The following is an 18,081-nucleotide window of genomic DNA, read 5'->3' as shown; positions in this document are numbered from 1 at the left end:
GCGGCCTCAGCTCTTCACTTCCAGACGGTTGTCGACGCCCTTGACGCCGTCGACCCGGGCGGCGATCTGCGTCGCCCGTTCGCGTGCCGCCACGTCGGGTGCGCTGCCCTTGAGCACGACGCGGCCGGACTCGGTGTCGACGTCGATGCGCAGCGCGCTGAGGTCCGGGTCCTTGGCCAGCTCGGCGTTGACACGCGCGGTGACCGTCGCGTCGTCGATCGCCGCGCCGGCACGCTCGGAGGCGTTGCCGATCGCCTCGCCGGTGCGTTCGGCCGCGTTCTCGATGGCGTTGCCGGCGCGTTCGGCGGCGTTGCCGGCGGCGGCGGTGGCCGAGTCCAGCTTCTCGCCGGCGGTCTGCTCGTCCTGGCGGCCGCAGGCCGTCAGGGCCAGGGCTGCGACGGCGGCGGCGATCACGGTGGCGGCGAGCGGGCGTCGGGGTGTGTTCATCGGGCTTCCTTTCGTTGGTGGGCGCTATCGGATGGGGGCGGGCTGCGGCGCGCCGCCGGGGCGTCGCGGGTGGCCGGTGCGGGCAGGAGGTCGCCGGCCGGCGGCGAGCCGCCGTAGTACCAGCGGCGCACGTCGTCCAGCCAGGCGTCTCGGTCGTCTTGCATCGGCGGCCTCAGCGCAGGTGGCGCGAGCCATCGCGGCGCTGGGAGGCCAGCGCGCCGAGCAGCAGCGCGACGAGGGCGCCGGCGGTCGCGGCGACCAGCACCGCCTTCACCGGCTGCTCCTGGATCTTCGCCGTCGTGCGCTCGCCGGCCAGGTCGACGCGGTGGCGCACGCTGGCGCCGAGTTCGCGGGCGCTGTCCCAGCCGCGCCGGGCGGCGTCGCCGACCTGGCTGCGGGCGCGGCCGAAGGCCTCGGCGGCCTCCTGGCGTGCCGCGCGTGCCCCGTCGTCCAGGGCTTCGTGCGCCTCGCTGGCGAAGCGGCGGCCTTCGTCCCAGGCCGATTGCGCGCGCGAAGCGAGTTCGTCGGTGCGGTTGGAGTGCTCGTGTCGGTTCATCGGGGTCTCCTTCAGGGTTTGCGCATCAGGCTGGCGACGAAACCGCCGATCGCCAGCACCAGGAAGACGAAGAACAGGATCTTGGCGATGCCGGCGGCGCCGGCCGCGATGCCGCCGAAGCCGAGGACCGCGGCGATCAGGGCCACGACCAGGAAGGCGAGCGCGTAGTGAAGCATCGGGGTCTCCTCTGTGCGTCATGCGGCAGGCTGCCGCGGTGAAACCATTCTTGGAGCGCCGCCGCCGGCGCGGCAGCGGCCTCGGCCCCGCGGCCGTGTCGGCGCGCGAAGCGGCCGCCGGTAGGAGGCGGACTACCTCGCCGCCGGCGCTCGACCCGCCGGCCCCGCCCCTCGGCCGCGTGATCGGCCGCCTCCTACAGGGCCGCTCGCAGGCCACCGACAGCGGCGTGTGGCCGCTTCCCACCCGGGCTGCCGCCGGCGCTGCCTACGCTGTCGACCCGGGGCCGGACACCCTGGCCCCAGCCGGACGCGAGGTGGCTCATGCTGCAACTGGCCGTCGTCTTCTTCGTCATCGCGCTGGTCGCGGGCGCGCTGGGCTTCACCGGTGTGGCCGTCGGCGCCGCGCAGGTGGCGCAGCTGCTGTTCGTGCTCTTCCTGGTGCTGGCGCTGGGCAGCTTCGCGCTTGACCTGCTGCGCCGGCGCCGGGCACGCAAGGTGTCGCGATGAACGCCGCCGGCCGCCTGGCCATCGTGCTGCTGCTGCTGCTGCCGCTGGCGGGCGCCACGCTGGCCGCCGAGCCGCGCAGCGCGGTGCCGGACCTGCGCACGTCGCGCCATCCGTCCGCTGCCGGGCCGCGTCTGATGATCGTGCCCGAGCCGGCATTCGCATCGCCGCAGGCCGCGCTGGCCGCGCGCCCGGTGCTCGCGTTCGAGGACGGCGAGGGGCCGGTCGTGCTGCCGCGTGGCGCGCTGCGGGTGCAGCTGTCGGGTGACGCATCGTTGACGCTGCGGCCGCGCCGCGACGGCCTGGCGATCGCCTGGCGCAAGCGCTTCTGAGCGGCCCCGCGAAAAAAGGCCCCCGCACCGGAGGCCGGGCGGGGGCAGTCGGGCGACCGGGTCGCCCGGCGCATGACGCGCGTTGTGTTCCGCTTGCCGGCACGTGCCCCGGGGCCGGTGGCGGGGCCGGCCGCCAGGCCACAGGTCGCCCCGCTGAACGCTGCCGGCTGCGACTGCAAGCGCGATGGGAGCCGTCTGCCGCCGCTTCGTCGCGCCGGGTGCGGGTTTTCAGTCCCGGTGCGGCAGCCGTTGCGCGCCGCGGCCGTCGTCCTGCGGCGTGCCGGCGTCGGTCAGGAAGGGCAGGGCGGCTTCGCAGCCCAGCGCCCAGGCGGCGTCTTCAGGGTCCCAGGGCTCGTCGGCGGGGCGGGGGTCGTCGTGCTGGCCCTCGTTCATCTGCGGCTCCTCTGCTGCGGGCCCGGACGGGCCACGGTGGTGAACATCGTCGGCGGCCCGGCCGGGTGGCCGGCGTCGGGAGGCGCCGCCGTGCCTTGTCGGACAAGACGCCGTCAGGCCGGCGAGGGCTCGCCCAGCGTCGCCGGCGCGGCGCTGCCGCAGTCCGCGGCAGCGCGTGAAGGCGGCCGGGCCTGCAGTGCGGCCTCGTCCAGCGTCGCGGCGACGTGGTCGACGCCGAGTTCGGCCGCGGCCTCCGGCGTGCGCAGCGCGGCCGGCGCGTTCCACGGTGCCAGCACGATGCGCAGCCCGGGGTGGCGGCGGCGCAGCCGCCGGCAGACCAGGCGTGTGTTGGTCTGCGGCGCCGGGTTGAAGCTCGACAGCACGACCGCGTCGACGCCGTCCAGCGGCAGGCGGCCGATCTGCTCGACGCCCAGCGCCGCTGCCGGCAGATGCCGCGCGTCGGTGCCGGCCGCGGCCAGCGCCAGGGCGAGCATCTCCGCGGCCAGCGAATCGAGTTCGCAGCGCAGGCCGATGCACAGCACACGCGCCGCGCCGGCGGCCGGTGCCGGCGAGGCCTGGCGCAGCTCGCGCAGCAGCGCGGCCATGCCGGAGACGACGCGGTGGCGGTGCTCGGCGCCGCTGCGTGCGTGTGCCCGGCTCGCCTGCTGCAGCGCCGGCACGCCGGTGTCGCGCAGGAAGCCGCTCAGCGAGCCGCTGCGCAGTTCCTGCTCGGCCAGCTCGATCGCCTCCTCGACGTCGCCGGCCAGCAGGCGCTGGTACAGACGGGTCGGCGCGTCGAAGACCGGCGTCGAGCCGAGCAGGTGGTCGAGGAAACGCAGCGGCCGAAGATGCCGGCCCATGACGACCAGGCAGACCGTGACCGGCGTTGCCAGCAGCAGGCCGACGGGGCCCCAGAGCGCGGCCCAGAATGCCGCCGACAGCAGCAGCGCGACACGCGCGATGCCGGCGCTGGCGCCGTACAGCCAAGGCTCGACGACGCTGTTGATGAGAATCTCCAGCACCAGCACCAGCGTCACCGTCCACAGCAGCAGGCTCCAGCCGTCGTCGACGGCGAAGGCCATCAGCGCCGGGCACACCGCGGCCACCAGGCCGCCGACGTAAGGCACGTAGCGCAGCACCGCGCCGAGCACGCCCCACAGCAGCGCACCCGGCACGCCGATCAACCACAGCCCCAGGCCCAGTGCGCAGCCGAAGGCCAGGTTCAGGCCGAGCTGCACCGTCAGATAGCGGCTGACGCGGCGTGCCGCCTCGTCCACCGCGGCGGTGGCGCGGCGCAGGTCGGCGCCGGCAAAACGCAGCAGGCGCTCGCGCAGGTCGCTGCGGTCGATCAGGATGAAGATCAGGAAGACCAGCGACATGGCGGCGGTGGCCAGCGGTGTCAGCACCGGCAGCGCGACGTCGGCCAGCGCCTGCAGCGGCGAGGCCGGTGTCGGGTCGACACGCACCGGCAGCGGCGTGCGGCCGGCGCTGGCCGGGCCCGGCTGCAGCGCCCGTCGCGCGGCGTCGAACTCGCGCTCGACGACGTCGACGACGCGCGAGGCGCCGCCCAGCGAGCCGCCGCGGTCGACAACCGCCTGGCGCAGCATGCGCAGCTTCTTCTGGATCGTGCTCTGGTAGCGGGGCAGGTCGCGCCCCAGTTCGGCGACCTGCGAGCCGACGTAGAGCGACAGCCCGCCGAGCAGCGCGACCATCGTCGCGATGACCAGACCGACCGCCGCGGCGCGCGGCAGCCAGGGCCGGCGCAGCCGCGTGACCAGCGGGTCGAGCACGAAGGCCAGCAGCACCGCCAGCGCGAACGGCACCAGGATCGCTTGGCCCAGATAGAGCGCGGCGACGACGAGCGCGATCGCGATCGCCATCGCCAGCGCGGCGGGCAGGGCGACGAGGCGTTCGCCTCGGGCGGGTTCGGCGGCGTCGTCGGCGGGCATCGGGGCTCCGGTCGTGGCGCTCCGATTGGGCGCCGGGGGGCGGGCCGGCCGCGTCGGCGCAGCGCGTCGGGTGCTGTAGGACGGCGCCCCGGGCGCGGATCAGGCGCGCCGCGCTCCGCGGCGCCGGCTCGGCCCCGGCGTTGCCGACCGGGGCGTGCCGCGCCACGGCGGACAATCGCGGCCGTGAACCTCGATGACCTCGTCAACACGCTGGGCCGCCACCTGAAGGCGCGCTACGGCGAACGTGTGCGCAAGCTGTCTCTGAACGCCGGCTTCGGCTGCCCCAACCGCGACGGCACGCTGGGCCGCGGCGGCTGCACCTTCTGCAGCGTGCTGTCCTTCGCCGCCGACGACGGTGACGCGCCGCTGGCGCAGCAGCTCGCCGAACGCCGCGCCGAGCTGAAGCGTGCGGCGCGCTACATCGCCTACTTCCAGGCCTACACCAACACCTATGCCGAGGTCGAGACGCTGACGCGGCTGTACGCCGAGGCCACCGCCAGCCCCGATGTCGTCGGCCTGGCGGTGGGCACGCGGCCCGACTGCGTGCCCGACGCGGTGCTGGCGCTGCTGGCCGGCTACCGCGAACGTGGCTACGAGGTCTGGCTGGAGCTGGGCCTGCAGAGCGCGCACGACGAGACGCTGGCGCGTGTGAACCGCGGCCACGGCTGGGCAGCCTATGCCGATGCGGTGGCGCGCGCGCGCGCCGCCGGCGTGCCGGTCTGCACCCACCTGATCCTCGGCCTGCCCGGCGAGACCGACGCCCACGCCTTCACGACGCTGGAGCGTGTGCTCGACGCCGGCGCCGAGGGTCTGAAGCTGCACCCGCTGATGATCACGCGCGGCAGCCGGCTGGCCGTGGCGCACAAACGCGGCGAGATCGCGCCGCCCGAGCTGCCGGCCTACGCGGCGCTGGTCGGCGAGCTGATCCGGCGCACGCCGCCGGAGCTGGTGTTCCACCGCGTCAGCGCCACCGCGCGCGCGCCGACGCTGGTCGCGCCCGCCTGGTGCAGCACGGTCTGGCCGGCGATGCAGGCGATCCGCGCCGACCTCGACCTGCACGGCGGCCAGGGCGCGCATCTGCCCGCCCCGGCGTGATCAGCGCAGCAGCCGCGGCGGGATCAGCCGCCGCATCGGCCGCCCGACCAGCACCCGGAAACGCCGGTCGTGCAGGCAGGCCGCGCCGGCCAGCGCGACGGCGCAGCCCAGCGCGGTGTCGATGAAGCGTGCCTGCACCAGCGGCCCCGGCGCCACCGCGCCCAGGTGCGCGGCGTCGGCCAGCAGGATGGTCAGCGGCGTGATGAACATCACCGCCAGCCCGTAGTGGCGCACGACGCAGATCTCGATGACGAAGCTGAGTCCCATCAGCACGAAGGCCACGCTCCACGGCCCCAGCGGCAGCGACAGGATGGCCCAGGCGACCAGCAGCCCGGCGGCGGTGCCCAGAACGCGGTGCAGCTGGCGGATCCACACCGCGCGCAGCGACGCACCCTGGATCACCGCCAGGCAGGTGATCGGCACCCAGTACGGCCGCGACAGCCCCAGCACCTGCGCCAGGGCCAGCGACAGGCCGACGAAGGCGCCGATGGCGACCGAGTCGAAGACGACGTCGTCGAAGCTCGGCGGCGCCGGCGCGGGCGGCGCCTGCGGCGCACGCAGCCGCAGCGCCCAGAGGCTGTAGACGAAGGCGATCAGCACCGCCAGCAAGGCGCCGAGGAACAGCAGGCCCACCGCACGCGGCAGGTCCTCCACCTGCACCGGCGTGTAGGCGCCGATCGCCGCGGCCATCACGAAGAACAGGCTGCCCGGCGGCCCCATCGCGTACAGCCGCACCAGCATCGTCACGACGGCGGTGAGGAAGGCGATCGCCGGCACCGCCCAGCCGGGCGCGAAGTGGCACAGGACGCCGGTGGCGTAGCAGGCCGTCATCGCGAAGGCGCAGGCCATCAGCACGACCATGCGGTGCTGCATCGGCGTGTTCGGCGTGTGCACGAAGACCAGGCCGCCGAGCGAGGACACGAGGCCGAACTCGAGGTGGCCGAACCAGGCGCCGACGAGCAGCGGCAGCCCGGTGGCCAGCGCCGCGGCCACCGGCATCTGCCAGAGGCGGTCGCTGCGCTGGATCTTCGTCAGGTGCTGCCATTCGGCACGCGCCAGCTCGGCCAGGCGGGTGGGCCAGGCGCTCATCGGCAGGTCCCCGGCTCGGCACGCCGGCTGCGGTAGTCGTCGGGCGTGGTGCCCATCAGCCGGCGGAACATCGCGATGAAGGCCGACGCACTGGCGTAGCCCAGGTCCAGCGCGATGGCCTCGACCTTGCGCCCGTCGTCGAGCAGCGCCAGCGCGCGCAGCACGCGCAGGCGCTGGCGCCAGGCGGCCAGCGGCATGCCCAGTTCACGCTGGCAGCGCCGCGCCAGCGTGCGTTCGGTCGTGCCGACGGCGGCGGCCAGTTCGCCGACGCTGCGTTCGTCGGCCGGGTCGGCCTGCAGCGCCTGCAGCACCGGCGCCAGCAGCGGGTCGCGCGACACGGGCAGGTAGCTGCCCGAACGCGGCGCGGCGACCAGGCGGTCGACCAGCACCTGCAGCAGGCGCGCCTCGGCCTCGGTGGGCGGCTCGGCCGGCGGATGGCGGTCCAGATGGGCGAGCAGCGCGCGCAGCAGCGGGTCGACGGTGATCGCCGCGGCCTCGCCCGGCATCGTCGCGCACAGCGCAGCGGCGACGTAGACCGAGGCGTGGTGCGCCTCGCGCCGGTTCAGCGCGCGGTGCTCGACGCCCGGCGGCAGCCATAGCGCGTACTGCGGCGGCGCGAGGTACAGCGCGCCGGCGATCTCGATCTCGAGCACGCCGCTGAAGGCGTAGACCAGCTCGCCGCCGTCATGGCGGTGCGCCGGATAGCCGGCGTCGGCCGGCACGCGTGCAGCGCGGAACCAGACCGGCGTGTCGATCGTGCCGGCGTAGGGCTGCAGCAGGTGGCGCGGTGGGTCTTCGGTGTCCATTGCGGAGGTGGCGGGCGTGGCGCGGCTGGCTGGCCCTCGCTGCACATTGTCCGATATTCGTTATGCGTCGAGCTTCTGACAGCATGACACTGGGGGCGTTCTCTCCCGCCTTGCGCGTGCGACGCGCTGCTCCCCCCGATGGATTCCCGCAAGAACCTCGACGGCCTCGCCGTCGGCGTGATGGTGCTGCTGTGCATGCTGTGGAGCCTGCAGCAGATCTCGCTGAAGGCCGCCGCGGCCGACGTCTCGCCGATGCTGATGGTGGCGCTGCGCTCGGCCGTCGCGGCGCTGCTGGTGGCCGGCGTGATGGCCTGGCGGCGCGAGCGTGTGGCGCTGGCGACCGGGCGCTGGCGCGCCGGGCTGGTGGTCGGGCTGCTGTTCGCGCTGGAGTACCTGTTCGTCGCCGAGGCGCTGCGCCACACGCATGCCTCGCACGTCGTCGTCTTCCTCTACACCTCGCCGATCTTCGCCGCGGTCGGGCTGCACCTGCGGCTGCCGGCCGAGCGGCTGCGGCCGCTGCAGTGGGCCGGCATCGCCATCGCCTTCGGCGGCATCGCGCTGGCCTTCGGCGGGCGCGGTGGCGGCACGGCGATGGGCATGACGATGCTCTGGGGCGACCTGCTGGCGCTGGCCGCCGGCGCGTCCTGGGGGGCGACGACGGTCGTCATCCGCTGCTCGCGGCTCAGCGAGGCACCGGCCACCGAGACGCTGCTGTACCAACTGCTCGGCGCCTGCGTGCTGCTGGGCGCCGGCGCGCTCGTCACCGGCCAGACCGCGCTGCAGGCGACACCGGCGTTCTGGGCGCACCTGGGTTTCCAGGCGCTGATCGTCTCGTTCGCCAGCTTCCTGGTCTGGTTCTGGCTGCTGCGCCACTACCTGGCGTCGCGCCTGGGCGTGCTGGCCTTCCTGACGCCGATCCTCGGTGTCGTCTTCGGCGCCTGGCTGCTCGCCGAGCGCCTGGACGCGGCCTTCGTCGCCGGCGCCGGGCTGGTGCTGGCCGGGGTGCTGGTCGTCAGCGCGCACGGCTGGCTGGAAGGGCTGCTGCGCGGGTGGGCGTCGCGCGGCGCGGCGAGCCGCTGAGCCGGCCCGGAAAAACAAAACGGCCCGCAGAGGGGCCGTTTTGCTTCGATCTGGCGGAAGGGGCGGGATTCGAACCCGCGGTGGGCTGTTAACCCACACACGCTTTCCAGGCGTGCGACTTAAACCGCTCATCCACCCTTCCGGAAAGAACCCAGGAGTCTACCTCAGCTCCGCGGTGTTGCTGCGCTGAAGCCAGGAAAGCGGTACGAAATCGAGCGCTGCGGCGTGCGTGCTCTCCAACACCGCCGGCGGCGCGCAGCCGGCTTCGTAGGCCTCGCGCCAGCGCAGCACGCAGACGCACCAGCGGTCGCCGGGCTTCAGGCCGGCGAAGCGCAGCTCGGGCCGCGGCGTGATCAGGTCGTTGCCCTGTTCCATCTGGAAGTTCAGGAAAGCCAGCGTCATGCGCGCGCAGACGAGGTGGCGGCCGGGGTCGTCGGCGTCGCCGTGGCAGCAGCCGTCGCGGCGCCAGCCGGTCAGCGGGTCATAGGAGCAGGGCACGAGCTTGCTGCCGAGCACGTTGAGGTCTTGGGGCATGGTGCGGGCCGGGTCATGCAGACGCGCCGATTGTTCGTCACGGCGTTCGTCCCCGTCGGCCTCTACACTTCGCGCCTCGTTTCACCCCTGTCGCTCCGACGAGGCCCCGGCCCATGCTGCGCTTTCGCTTTCCCATCGTCATCATCGACGAGGACTTCCGCTCCGAGAACACCTCGGGTTTCGGCATCCGCGCGCTCGCCGAGGCCATCGAGAAAGAGGGCTTCGAGGTTGTCGGCGCCACCAGCTACGGCGACCTGTCGCAGTTCGCGCAGCAGCAAAGCCGCGCCAGCGCCTTCATCCTGTCGATCGACGACAACGAGTTCACGCCCGGCCCCGAGCTCGACCCGGCGGTGCTGAACCTGCGCAAGTTCATCGAGGAGATCCGCTTCAAGAACGCGGACATCCCGATCTACCTGTACGGCGAGACGCGCACCAGCCAGCACATCCCGAACGACGTGCTGCGCGAGCTTCACGGCTTCATCCACATGTTCGAGGACACGCCGGAGTTCGTCGCCCGGCACATCATCCGCGAGGCCCGCAGCTACCTCGACGGCCTGGCGCCGCCGTTCTTCAAGGCGCTGATGGACTACGCCCAGGACGGCTCGTACTCCTGGCACTGCCCGGGGCACTCCGGCGGCGTGGCCTTCCTGAAGAGCCCGGTGGGCCAGATGTTCCACCAGTTCTTCGGCGAGAACATGCTGCGCGCCGACGTCTGCAACGCCGTCGAGGAGCTCGGCCAGCTGCTCGACCACACCGGCCCGGTGGCCGCGTCGGAGCGCAACGCGGCGCGCATCTTCAACGCCGACCACTGCTTCTTCGTCACCAACGGCACCAGCACCAGCAACAAGATGGTCTGGCACCACATGGTGGCGCCGGGCGACGTGGTCGTCGTCGACCGCAACTGCCACAAGTCGATCCTGCACTCGATCATCATGACCGGGGCGGTGCCCGTGTTCCTGACGCCGACGCGCAACCACTACGGCATCATCGGCCCGATCCCCGAGAGCGAGTTCTCGCGCGAGGCGATCGAACGCAAGATCGCCGCCAACCCGCTGCTCGCCGGCGTCGACCCGAAGACGGTCAAGCCGCGCATCCTGACGCTGACGCAGAGCACCTACGACGGCGTGCTCTACAACACCGAGACGATCAAGCACGCGCTCGACGGTTATGTCGACGCGCTGCACTTCGACGAGGCCTGGCTGCCGCACGCCGCCTTCCACCGCTTCTACGGCCCGTTCCACTCGATGGGCAAGAAGCGCGCGCGGCCGAAGGACCAGCTGGTCTTCGCGACGCAGTCGACGCACAAGCTGCTGGCCGGCATCAGCCAGGCCAGCCAGGTGCTGGTGCAGGACGCGACCGAGCGCAAGCTCGACCGCCACCTCTTCAACGAGGCCTACCTGATGCACACCAGCACCTCGCCGCAGTACGCGATCATCGCCAGCTGCGACGTCGCCGCGGCGATGATGGAGGCGCCCGGCGGCCCGGCGCTCGTCGAGGAGAGCATCGTCGAGTCGCTGGACTTCCGCCGCGCGATGCGCAAGGTCGAGGGCGAGTTCGGCGACGGCGACTGGTGGTTCAAGGTTTGGGGCCCGGACGAGCTGGCCGACGACGGCATCGGCCGGAGCGCGCAGTGGATCCTGGAGGCCGACGCCGAGTGGCACGGCTTCGGCGCGCTGGCCGACGGGTTCAACATGCTGGACCCGATCAAGTGCACGCTGATCACGCCGGGGCTGGACCTGTCGGGGCGCTTCGCCGAGACCGGCATCCCGGCGTCCATCGTCACCAAGTTCCTCGCCGAACACGGCGTCGTCGTCGAGAAGACCGGGCTCTACTCGTTCTTCATCATGTTCACAATCGGCATCACCAAGGGCCGCTGGAACACGCTACTGACGGCGCTGCAGCAGTTCAAGGACGACTACGACCGCAACGCGCCGATGTGGCGCGTGCTGCCCGAGTTCTGCGCCGCGCATCCGCGCTACGAGCGCATGGGGCTGCGCGACCTGTGCCAGGCGATCCACGAGCAGTACGCCAAGGGCGACATCGCCCGCCTGACGACCGAGATGTACGTCTCGGAGATCGTGCCGGCGATGAAGCCGACCGACGCCTTCGCCTACATCGCGCATCGCCGCACCGAACGCGTCGCCATCGACGACCTGGAAGGGCGCATCGCGACCTCGCTGCTGACGCCGTACCCGCCGGGCATCCCGCTGCTGATCCCGGGCGAGCGCTTCAACAAGCGCATCGTCGACTACCTGCGTTTCACGCGCGAGTTCAACGCCGCGTTCCCGGGCTTCGCCACCGACGTCCACGGTCTCGTGGAGGACACCACGGACGACGGCCGCAAGCGCTACTACGTCGACTGCGTGCGCGAGGAGGCCTGACGCCGGCCGCCCGCGAGGGCGGTGCGCAGGCGGCAACGCGCGGACGCAAAAACAGCCGTGGGCTCGCGCCACCCGGCTGTCTTTTTTCAGGAGCTGCCGCGGCCCGGCCGCGGCGAGAGCTCACTCCTCGTTGCGGACCACCGCCTCGCTGAAGCCGCCGTCGACGTAGGTGATCTCGGCGGTCACGCCCGAGGCCAGGTCCGACAGCAGGAAGGCCGCGACGTTGCCGACCTCCTCGATCGTCACGTTGCGCTGCAGCGGGTTGCTGCTGGCGACGATGGACAGCAGCTTGCCGAAGTCCTTCACGCCGCTGGCCGCCAGCGTCTTGATCGGGCCGGCGGAGATGCCGTTGACGCGGATGCCGCGCGGGCCCAGGCTGGCCGCCAGGTAACGCACGCTGGCTTCCAGCGAGGCCTTGGCCAGGCCCATCGTGTTGTAGTTGGGCACCGCGCGGATCGCGCCCAGATAGCTCATCGTCAGCAGCGCGGCATTCGGCTTGAGCATCGGCAGCGCGGCCTTGGCCAGTGCCGGGAAGCTGTAGGCCGAGATGTCGTGGGCGATGCGGAAGGCCTCGCGCGACAGCCCCTCGAGGAAGTCGCCGCCGATCGCCTCGCGCGGCGCGAAGCCGATCGAGTGCACGAAGCCGTCGAACTGCGGCCAGTGCTCGGCCAATTGCTTGAACATCGCCTCGATCTGCGCGTCGTCGCCGACGTCGCACTCGAAGACCAGGTTCGAGCCGAACTCGGCGGCGAACTCGGTGATCCGGTCGCGGAAGCGCTCGCCGACATAGCTGAAGGCGAGCTCGGCCCCTTGGGCGCGGCAGGCCCTGGCGACGCCGTAGGCGATCGAGCGGTTCGAGATGAGGCCGGTGATGAGCAGGCGCTTGCCGGCAAGGAAACCCATGTTGACTCCGTTCTTGGGGAAGGCGTGGATTTTGGCATCTTGGCGCGGCCGATGTTCTGCCCTTGCTCAGGGTTTGGCCCGTGGCTATAATGCCGTTTTCCCGGGAAAAGCTGGCGTGGGCGGATTCTTCCAGCCCATTTTTTTTGCTCGAACGCCTTTGCCCGGGGTCGTGGTCGTGTTTGCCGGGCACCGGATGCCCATCGCAGATGCCGCCGTCGGCCCCGGATCACATGCAGGCGGCAGGCAAGACGCCTCGGCGGCCCCGGGGGCGACGCCGACACCGGGAAACCGGGCGGCGATGGGCGGGCAACCGGTACAGGACACGGGGCACTTTTGAGCGGAACGGACACGGCAGACAAGGCAGGCGCCGCGGGCGACGAACGTCGCACCAGCTGGCGCGACACGATCGAGCGCACGGTCACCGGGTTGAGCTACGACCTGGTCGAGGTCGAGCGCGCCGGTCGCGGGCTGCTGCGTGTCACGATCGACCGCGTCCCCGGCCACGCCTATCCGGTCGAAGGCGAATTCGTCACGGTCGAGGACTGCGAGGCGGTCACGCGACAACTCCAGTACGTGCTCGAGGTCGAGAACGTCGACTACGAGCGCCTGGAGGTTTCGTCGCCCGGGCTGGACCGGCCGCTGCGCCGTGCCGCCGACTACGAGCGTTTTTCGGGCCAGGAGATCGAACTCACGCTGCGGCAGCCGTTCCAGGGCCGCAAGCATTGGAAGGGTCTTCTGGGCAAAGGGGAGGGCGAGGGCTGGAACCTCGTCTTCCAGGACGGCAAGGCCGAGCAGGTGCTGGCGTTCTCGCTCGACGAGGTGCGCGAAGCCCGGCTCGTCCCGGTTGTTGATTTCAAAAGCCGGCGCGGCCGCAAGGCCGGTACTGAGCCGGGGGTAGACGGAGGTCTGGAGCGATGAATCGCGAAATGCTGATGCTGGTGGACGCCATCTCGCGCGAGAAGACGGTCGATCGCGACGTCGTCTTCGGCGCGGTCGAGGCCGCACTGGCCTCGGCCACGAAGAAGCTGCACGGCGGCGAGGTCGACATCCGCGTGGCGGTCGACCGTGAGACCGGCGAATACGAAACCTTCCGCCGCTGGCACGTCGTGCCCAACGAGGCCGGGTTGCAGAACGCCGATGCCGAGGTGCTGCTGTTCGAGGCCCAGGAGCAGATTGCCGACATCGAGGTCGACGACTACATCGAGGAGTCGGTCGATTCGGTGCCGATCGGCCGCATCGGCGCCCAGGCGGCCAAGCAGGTCATCCTGCAGAAGATCCGCGACGCCGAGCGCGAGCAGTTGCTCAACGACTTCCTGGCGCGTGGCGACAAGATCTTCGTCGGCACCGTCAAGCGTCTGGACAAGGGCGACATCATCGTCGAGTCCGGCCGTGTCGAAGGGCGCCTGAAGCGCAGCGAGATGATCCCGAAGGAAAACCTGCGCTCGGGCGACCGCGTGCGGGCCTTCATCCTCGGCGTCGACCCGACGCAGCGCGGCCCGCAGATCATGCTGTCGCGCAGCGCGCCGGGCTTCATGGTCGAGCTCTTCGGCCAGGAAGTGCCCGAGATCGAGCAGGGCCTGCTGGAGATCAAGAGCTGCGCCCGCGACCCGGGCAGCCGCGCCAAGATCGCCGTCGTCAGCCATGACCGCCGCGTCGACCCGATCGGCACCTGCGTCGGCGTGCGCGGCTCGCGCGTCAACGGCGTGACGACCGAACTCGCCGGCGAGCGCGTGGACATCGTGCTGTGGTCCGAAGACCCGGCGCAGTTCGTCATCGGCGCGCTGGCCCCGGCCAACGTGCAGAGCATCGTCGTCGACGAGGAGCGCCACGCGATGGACGTCGTCGTCGACGAGGAGAACCTCGCGATCGCGATCGGCCGCGGCGGCCAGAACGTGCGTCTGGCGTCGGAGCTGACCGGCTGGCGCATCAACATCATGACCGCCGAGGAATCGCAGGCCAAGCAGGCCACCGAGACCGAGTCGGTGCGCAAGATCTTCGTCGAGAAGCTCGACGTCGACGAGGAAGTCGCCGACATCCTCATCGCCGAAGGCTTCACGAGCCTCGAGGAAGTGGCCTACGTGCCGCTGCAGGAGATGCTCGAGATCGAGGCCTTCGACGAGGACACCGTTCAAGAGCTGCGCACCCGTGCCAAGGACGCGCTGCTGACGATGGAGATCGAACGCGAGGAGAAGGTCGAGGAGGTGTCGCAGGATCTGCGTGACCTCGAGGGCCTGACGCCCGAGCTGATCGGCAAGCTGTCCGACGGCGGCGTCAACACCCGCGACGACCTGGCCGACCTGGCCGTCGATGAACTGGTCGAGATGACCGGCGTCGACGAGACGCAGGCGCGCGCTCTGATCATGAAGGCGCGCGAGCATTGGTTCACTGCCTGAACGACAGACCGTTGAACGCTCGCGCCCGCTGCAAAAAACCGAGGAATACCGCCCAATGGCCGTGACCACCGTCGCCCAGTTCGCCCTCCAGCTCAACCGCCCGACGGCGGCGCTGCTGGAGCAGCTGCAGTCGGCCGGCGTCGCCAAGAAGTCGCCCGACGACGCGCTGACCGATGCGGACAAGGAGCGTCTGCTCGAGTTCCTGCGTTCGTCGCACGGCACCGGCGGCGCCGAGCGCAAGAAGATCACCCTGACCCGCAAGTCGACCACCGAGATCAAGCAAGCCGATGCCAGCGGCAAGGCGCGCACGATCCAGGTCGAGGTGCGCAAGAAGCGTGTCTTCGTCAAGCGTGACGACATCCCCGGCGGCGAGATGACCGCCGGCCCGACGGCCGAGGAACTCGACCTGCAGCGCCGCGAGGAAGAAGCGCGCGCCGAAGCCGAGGCCCTGCGCCGCCAGGAAGAGGAACTCGCCGAACAGCGCCGCCGCCGCGAGGAGCAGGAGCGTCTGGCTCGCGAGGCCGCCGAGGCCGCCGCCAAGGCGGCTGCCGAAGCCGCCGCGAAGGCTGCCGCCGAAGCCGCCGCCAAGGCCGCTGCCGAGGAGGCCGCCAAGGCCGCCGCCGAGGCAGCCGCCCGCGCCCAGAACGATTCGGCCAAGCCCGCCGGCGCCGCCGCTGCCCCGGAGGCTGCGAAGCCCGTCGAGGCCGCCAAGCCGGTCGAGCCCGCGAAGCCCGCCGAGCCGCCGAAGCCGGTGCTGCGTGTCGTCAAGGCCGCCGACAAGGCGGCCGAGGACACCGCGCGTCAGGCCGAGCTCGAGCGCAAGCGCAAGGCCGCCGAGGCCGAGGCCGCCGCCATCCGGGCGATGATGGCCCAGCCGCGCAAGACGCTGGTCGCCAAGAAGCCCGAGGAGCCGAAGCCCGAAGCGGCCAAGGAAGCGATCAAGGGCACGATCCACAAGCCGGCCGCCAAGCCGGGCGCCCCGGGTGCCGCGCCGTCGTCGACGGCCGCCAAGCCGGGCGACAAGAAGCAGGTCAAGTCCGAGAAGCTGTCCTCGAGCTGGGCCGACGACGCCGCGAAGAAGCGTGCCGCGCTGAAGACGCGCGGCGACGCCGGTGGTGCGCGTCCGGGCTGGCGTGCGCCGCGTGGCGGCGTGCGCGGTGGCCGCGGCGACCGCGACGGCGGCTCCAACTTCACGCCGCCGCCCGAGCAGCAGATCCAGGAAGTGCACGTGCCGGAGACGATTTCCGTCGCCGACCTCGCGCACAAGATGTCCGTCAAGGCCAGCGAGCTGATCAAGCAGCTGATGAAGCTGGGCCAGATGGTCACGATCAACCAGCAGCTCGACCAGGAAACGGCCATGATCCTCGTCGAGGAGATGGGCCACAAGGCGTTCGCCGCCAAGCTGGACGATCCGGAAGCCTTCACCGAGGAAGAGACCGCCGCGCACAATGCCGCCGAGGCGCTGCCGCGTCCGCCGGTCGTCACCGTGATGGGCCACGTCGACCACGGCAAGACCTCGCTGCTGGACTACATCCGCCGGGCACGTGTCGCCGCGGGCGAAGCCGGCGGCATCACGCAGCACATCGGCGCGTATCACGTCGAGACGCCGCGCGGCGTCGTCACCTTCCTCGACACCCCGGGCCACGCGGCGTTCACCGCGATGCGTGCCCGCGGCGCCAAGGCGACCGACATCGTCATCCTGGTCGTGGCCGCCGACGACGGCGTCATGCCGCAGACCAAGGAAGCGATCTCGCACGCCAAGGCGGCCGAGGTGCCCATCGTCGTGGCGCTCAACAAGATCGACAAGCCGGACGCCAACATCGAGCGCGTGAAGAGCGAGCTCGTGGCCGAAGGCGTGGTGCCCGAGGACTTCGGCGGTGACTCGCCGTTCGTTCCGGTGTCGGCCAAGGCCGGCACGGGCATCGACAACCTGCTCGAGCAGGTGCTGCTGCAGGCCGAGGTGCTGGAGCTGAAGGCGCCGGTGGAAGCCGCCGCCCGCGGCCTGGTCATCGAAGCCCGCCTGGACAAGGGCCGCGGCCCGGTGGCCACGGTGCTGGTGCAGAGCGGCACGCTGAAGAAGGGCGACGTCGTGCTCGCCGGCTCGAGCTACGGCCGGGTGCGCGCGATGCTCGACGAGGACGGCAAGAACACCGAGTCCGTCGGTCCGTCGATGCCGGTCGAGATCCAGGGCCTGACCGAGGTGCCGCAGGCCGGTGACGAGTTCATCGTGCTGACCGACGAGCGCCGGGCGCGCGAGATCGCGACCTTCCGTCAGGGCAAGTACCGCGACGTCAAGCTGGCGCGCCAGCAGGCCGCGAAGCTGGAGAACATGTTCGACCAGCTCGGCGACGCCGCGCAGACGCTGCCGCTGATCATCAAGGCCGACGTGCAGGGTTCGCAGGAAGCGCTGGCGCAGAGCCTGCAGAAGCTGTCGACGGCCGAGGTCAAGGTGCAGATCGTGCACGCCGCGGTCGGTGGCATCAGCGAAAGCGACGTCAACCTGGCGATCGCCTCGAAGGCGGTGGTCATCGGCTTCAACACGCGGGCCGATGCCGGCGCGCGCAAGCTGGCCGAGGGCAACGGCGTCGACATCCGCTACTACAACATCATCTACGACGCGGTCGACGAGGTGAAGGCGGCGATGGCGGGCATGCTGGCGCCGGAGCAGCGCGAGGAAGTCATCGGCATGGCCGAGATCCGCCAGGTGTTCGTGGCCAGCAAGATCGGCACGGTGGCCGGCTGCATGATCACCGCCGGCCAGGTGACCCGCAACGCACGCTTCCGCCTGCTGCGCGACAACGTCGTCGTCTACACCGGCGAGATCGAGTCGCTGAAGCGTCTGAAGGACGATGTCCGCGAAGTCAAGGAAGGCTTCGAGTGCGGCATCAAGCTGAAGAACTACAACGACATCCGCGAAGGCGACCAGCTCGAAGTCTTCGAAGTCAAGGAAGTGGCCCGGACCCTGTGAGTCCCCCGGCTGCCGCCCGGCCCTCGCGCCGGACGGCAGCGTCACGACCTTGATCTCGAGCGGCCCCGCCTTGGCGGGGTCGCGTTTTTTTAGGAGCACCCCGATGCGTCACAAGAAGGCCCCCGTCAACCGCAGCTTCCGAGTCGCCGACCAGATCCAGCGTGATCTGGCCGAGCTGATCCGCGAGCTGAAGGACCCGCGCATCGGCATGGTCACGCTCAACAGCGTCGAGGTCTCGCCCGACTACGCGCACGCGCAGGTCTACTTCTCGGTGCTCGTCGGCAGTGCCGAGGACAGCGCCACGGCGCTCAACGAAGCCGCCGGCTTCCTGCGCAACGGCCTGTTCAAGCGCCTGGCGATCCACACCGTGCCGACGCTGCACTTCCATTTCGACTGCACGACCGAACGCGCCGCCGACCTGTCGGCGCTGATCGTCAAGGCCAACGCCACCCGGGCCAAGGACGACTGAGCCCGC

19 protein-coding genes and 1 tRNA gene are annotated in these 18,081 nt (G+C 71.4%); 9 read left to right on the top strand and 11 right to left on the bottom strand.

Annotated elements, in window-relative coordinates; genetic code table 11:
• Positions 1-6: 6 nt before the first annotated feature.
• Genes LOC65_RS13025 through LOC65_RS13010 form a run of 4 tightly spaced genes read right to left on the bottom strand, consistent with a single transcriptional unit; the run spans position 7 to position 1,179 of the window.
• Positions 7-447, bottom strand: a complete 441-nt coding sequence (locus LOC65_RS13025; protein WP_009859081.1) for a BON domain-containing protein — start codon at positions 445-447, stop codon at positions 7-9.
• Entirely contained in the window at positions 444-611 is a 168-nt protein-coding gene (locus LOC65_RS13020) for a hypothetical protein (protein WP_230248304.1), read from the bottom strand. The genes LOC65_RS13025 and LOC65_RS13020 overlap by 4 nt, the downstream gene beginning before the upstream one ends.
• 8 nt (positions 612-619) lie before the next feature.
• The gene (locus tag LOC65_RS13015) at positions 620-1,003 is read right to left on the bottom strand and encodes a hypothetical protein (protein ID WP_009859079.1); all 384 of its coding nucleotides are present in this window, start codon (positions 1,001-1,003) and stop codon (positions 620-622) included.
• An 11-nt stretch (positions 1,004-1,014) separates the two neighbouring features.
• Complete coding sequence (locus tag LOC65_RS13010) at positions 1,015-1,179, bottom strand: DUF1328 domain-containing protein (RefSeq protein WP_009859078.1); 165 nt, start codon at positions 1,177-1,179, stop codon at positions 1,015-1,017.
• Positions 1,180-1,500: 321 nt separating this feature from the next.
• On the opposite strand from LOC65_RS13010, the gene LOC65_RS13005 reads away from it, so the two are divergent.
• Positions 1,501-1,686 (top strand): DUF1328 family protein, encoded by a 186-nt coding sequence (locus LOC65_RS13005; protein WP_009859077.1) that lies wholly within the window; start codon positions 1,501-1,503, stop codon positions 1,684-1,686.
• On the top strand, positions 1,683-2,015 hold the full coding sequence (locus LOC65_RS13000; RefSeq protein WP_230247789.1) for a hypothetical protein: 333 nt from the start codon (positions 1,683-1,685) through the stop codon (positions 2,013-2,015). The genes LOC65_RS13005 and LOC65_RS13000 overlap by 4 nt, the downstream gene beginning before the upstream one ends.
• Before the next feature lie 228 nt (positions 2,016-2,243).
• Here the strand turns inward: LOC65_RS13000 and LOC65_RS12995 are convergent, their stop codons facing one another.
• Positions 2,244-2,408 (bottom strand): hypothetical protein, encoded by a 165-nt coding sequence (locus LOC65_RS12995; protein ID WP_230247788.1) that lies wholly within the window; start codon positions 2,406-2,408, stop codon positions 2,244-2,246.
• A 113-nt stretch (positions 2,409-2,521) separates the two neighbouring features.
• A complete protein-coding gene (locus tag LOC65_RS12990) occupies positions 2,522-4,357 on the bottom strand; it encodes an AI-2E family transporter (RefSeq protein WP_230247787.1) in 1,836 nt (611 codons plus the stop codon).
• Between the two features lie 183 nt (positions 4,358-4,540).
• Between LOC65_RS12990 and LOC65_RS12985 the strand changes: the two genes are divergently transcribed.
• Positions 4,541-5,452 (top strand): TIGR01212 family radical SAM protein, encoded by a 912-nt coding sequence (locus tag LOC65_RS12985; protein WP_164962287.1) that lies wholly within the window; start codon positions 4,541-4,543, stop codon positions 5,450-5,452.
• Here LOC65_RS12985 and LOC65_RS12980 read toward each other — a convergent pair whose 3' ends face one another.
• Positions 5,453-6,541: an FUSC family protein gene (locus tag LOC65_RS12980; RefSeq protein WP_230247786.1), complete on the bottom strand. Its 1,089-nt coding sequence runs from the start codon at positions 6,539-6,541 to the stop codon at positions 5,453-5,455. It abuts the gene before it with no gap.
• Positions 6,538-7,347, bottom strand: a complete 810-nt coding sequence (locus tag LOC65_RS12975; RefSeq protein WP_164962289.1) for a helix-turn-helix domain-containing protein — start codon at positions 7,345-7,347, stop codon at positions 6,538-6,540. The genes LOC65_RS12980 and LOC65_RS12975 overlap by 4 nt, the downstream gene beginning before the upstream one ends.
• Before the next feature lie 138 nt (positions 7,348-7,485).
• Between LOC65_RS12975 and LOC65_RS12970 the strand changes: the two genes are divergently transcribed.
• A complete protein-coding gene (locus LOC65_RS12970; RefSeq protein ID WP_009859067.1) occupies positions 7,486-8,427 on the top strand; it encodes a DMT family transporter in 942 nt (313 codons plus the stop codon).
• Positions 8,428-8,478: 51 nt separating this feature from the next.
• Here the strand turns inward: LOC65_RS12970 and LOC65_RS12965 are convergent.
• Positions 8,479-8,569: transfer RNA gene (locus LOC65_RS12965), tRNA-Ser, on the bottom strand.
• A gap of 17 nt (positions 8,570-8,586) precedes the next feature.
• Complete coding sequence (locus tag LOC65_RS12960) at positions 8,587-8,961, bottom strand: DUF2237 family protein (RefSeq protein ID WP_230247785.1); 375 nt, start codon at positions 8,959-8,961, stop codon at positions 8,587-8,589.
• Positions 8,962-9,074: 113 nt separating this feature from the next.
• On the opposite strand from LOC65_RS12960, the gene LOC65_RS12955 reads away from it, so the two are divergent.
• Entirely contained in the window at positions 9,075-11,342 is a 2,268-nt protein-coding gene (locus LOC65_RS12955; RefSeq protein WP_206023472.1) for an arginine/lysine/ornithine decarboxylase, read from the top strand.
• A gap of 120 nt (positions 11,343-11,462) precedes the next feature.
• Here the strand turns inward: LOC65_RS12955 and fabI are convergent, their stop codons facing one another.
• Positions 11,463-12,245 (bottom strand): enoyl-ACP reductase FabI, encoded by a 783-nt coding sequence (gene fabI, locus LOC65_RS12950; protein WP_230247784.1) that lies wholly within the window; start codon positions 12,243-12,245, stop codon positions 11,463-11,465.
• A gap of 405 nt (positions 12,246-12,650) precedes the next feature.
• Here fabI and rimP point away from each other — a divergent pair, with 405 nt between their 5' ends.
• From rimP to rbfA, 4 genes are all read left to right on the top strand, one after another.
• Positions 12,651-13,163: a ribosome maturation factor RimP gene (gene rimP / locus LOC65_RS12945; RefSeq protein WP_230248292.1), complete on the top strand. Its 513-nt coding sequence runs from the start codon at positions 12,651-12,653 to the stop codon at positions 13,161-13,163.
• Entirely contained in the window at positions 13,160-14,638 is a 1,479-nt protein-coding gene (gene nusA, locus LOC65_RS12940) for a transcription termination factor NusA (protein WP_164962291.1), read from the top strand. Before rimP ends, nusA begins: the two co-directional genes overlap by 4 nt.
• Positions 14,639-14,693: 55 nt before the next feature.
• Entirely contained in the window at positions 14,694-17,606 is a 2,913-nt protein-coding gene (infB, locus tag LOC65_RS12935) for a translation initiation factor IF-2 (protein WP_009859061.1), read from the top strand.
• 103 nt (positions 17,607-17,709) lie between these two features.
• A complete protein-coding gene (gene rbfA / locus LOC65_RS12930) occupies positions 17,710-18,075 on the top strand; it encodes a 30S ribosome-binding factor RbfA (RefSeq protein WP_230247783.1) in 366 nt (121 codons plus the stop codon).
• Positions 18,076-18,081 lie beyond the last annotated feature (6 nt).

Source organism: Rubrivivax sp. JA1055, from assembly GCF_020966565.1.
GTDB lineage: Bacteria > Pseudomonadota > Gammaproteobacteria > Burkholderiales > Burkholderiaceae_C > Rubrivivax > Rubrivivax benzoatilyticus.
The sequence above is the reverse complement of the archived record's forward strand: the minus strand, read 5'-3'. Positions and strand labels throughout refer to the sequence as shown.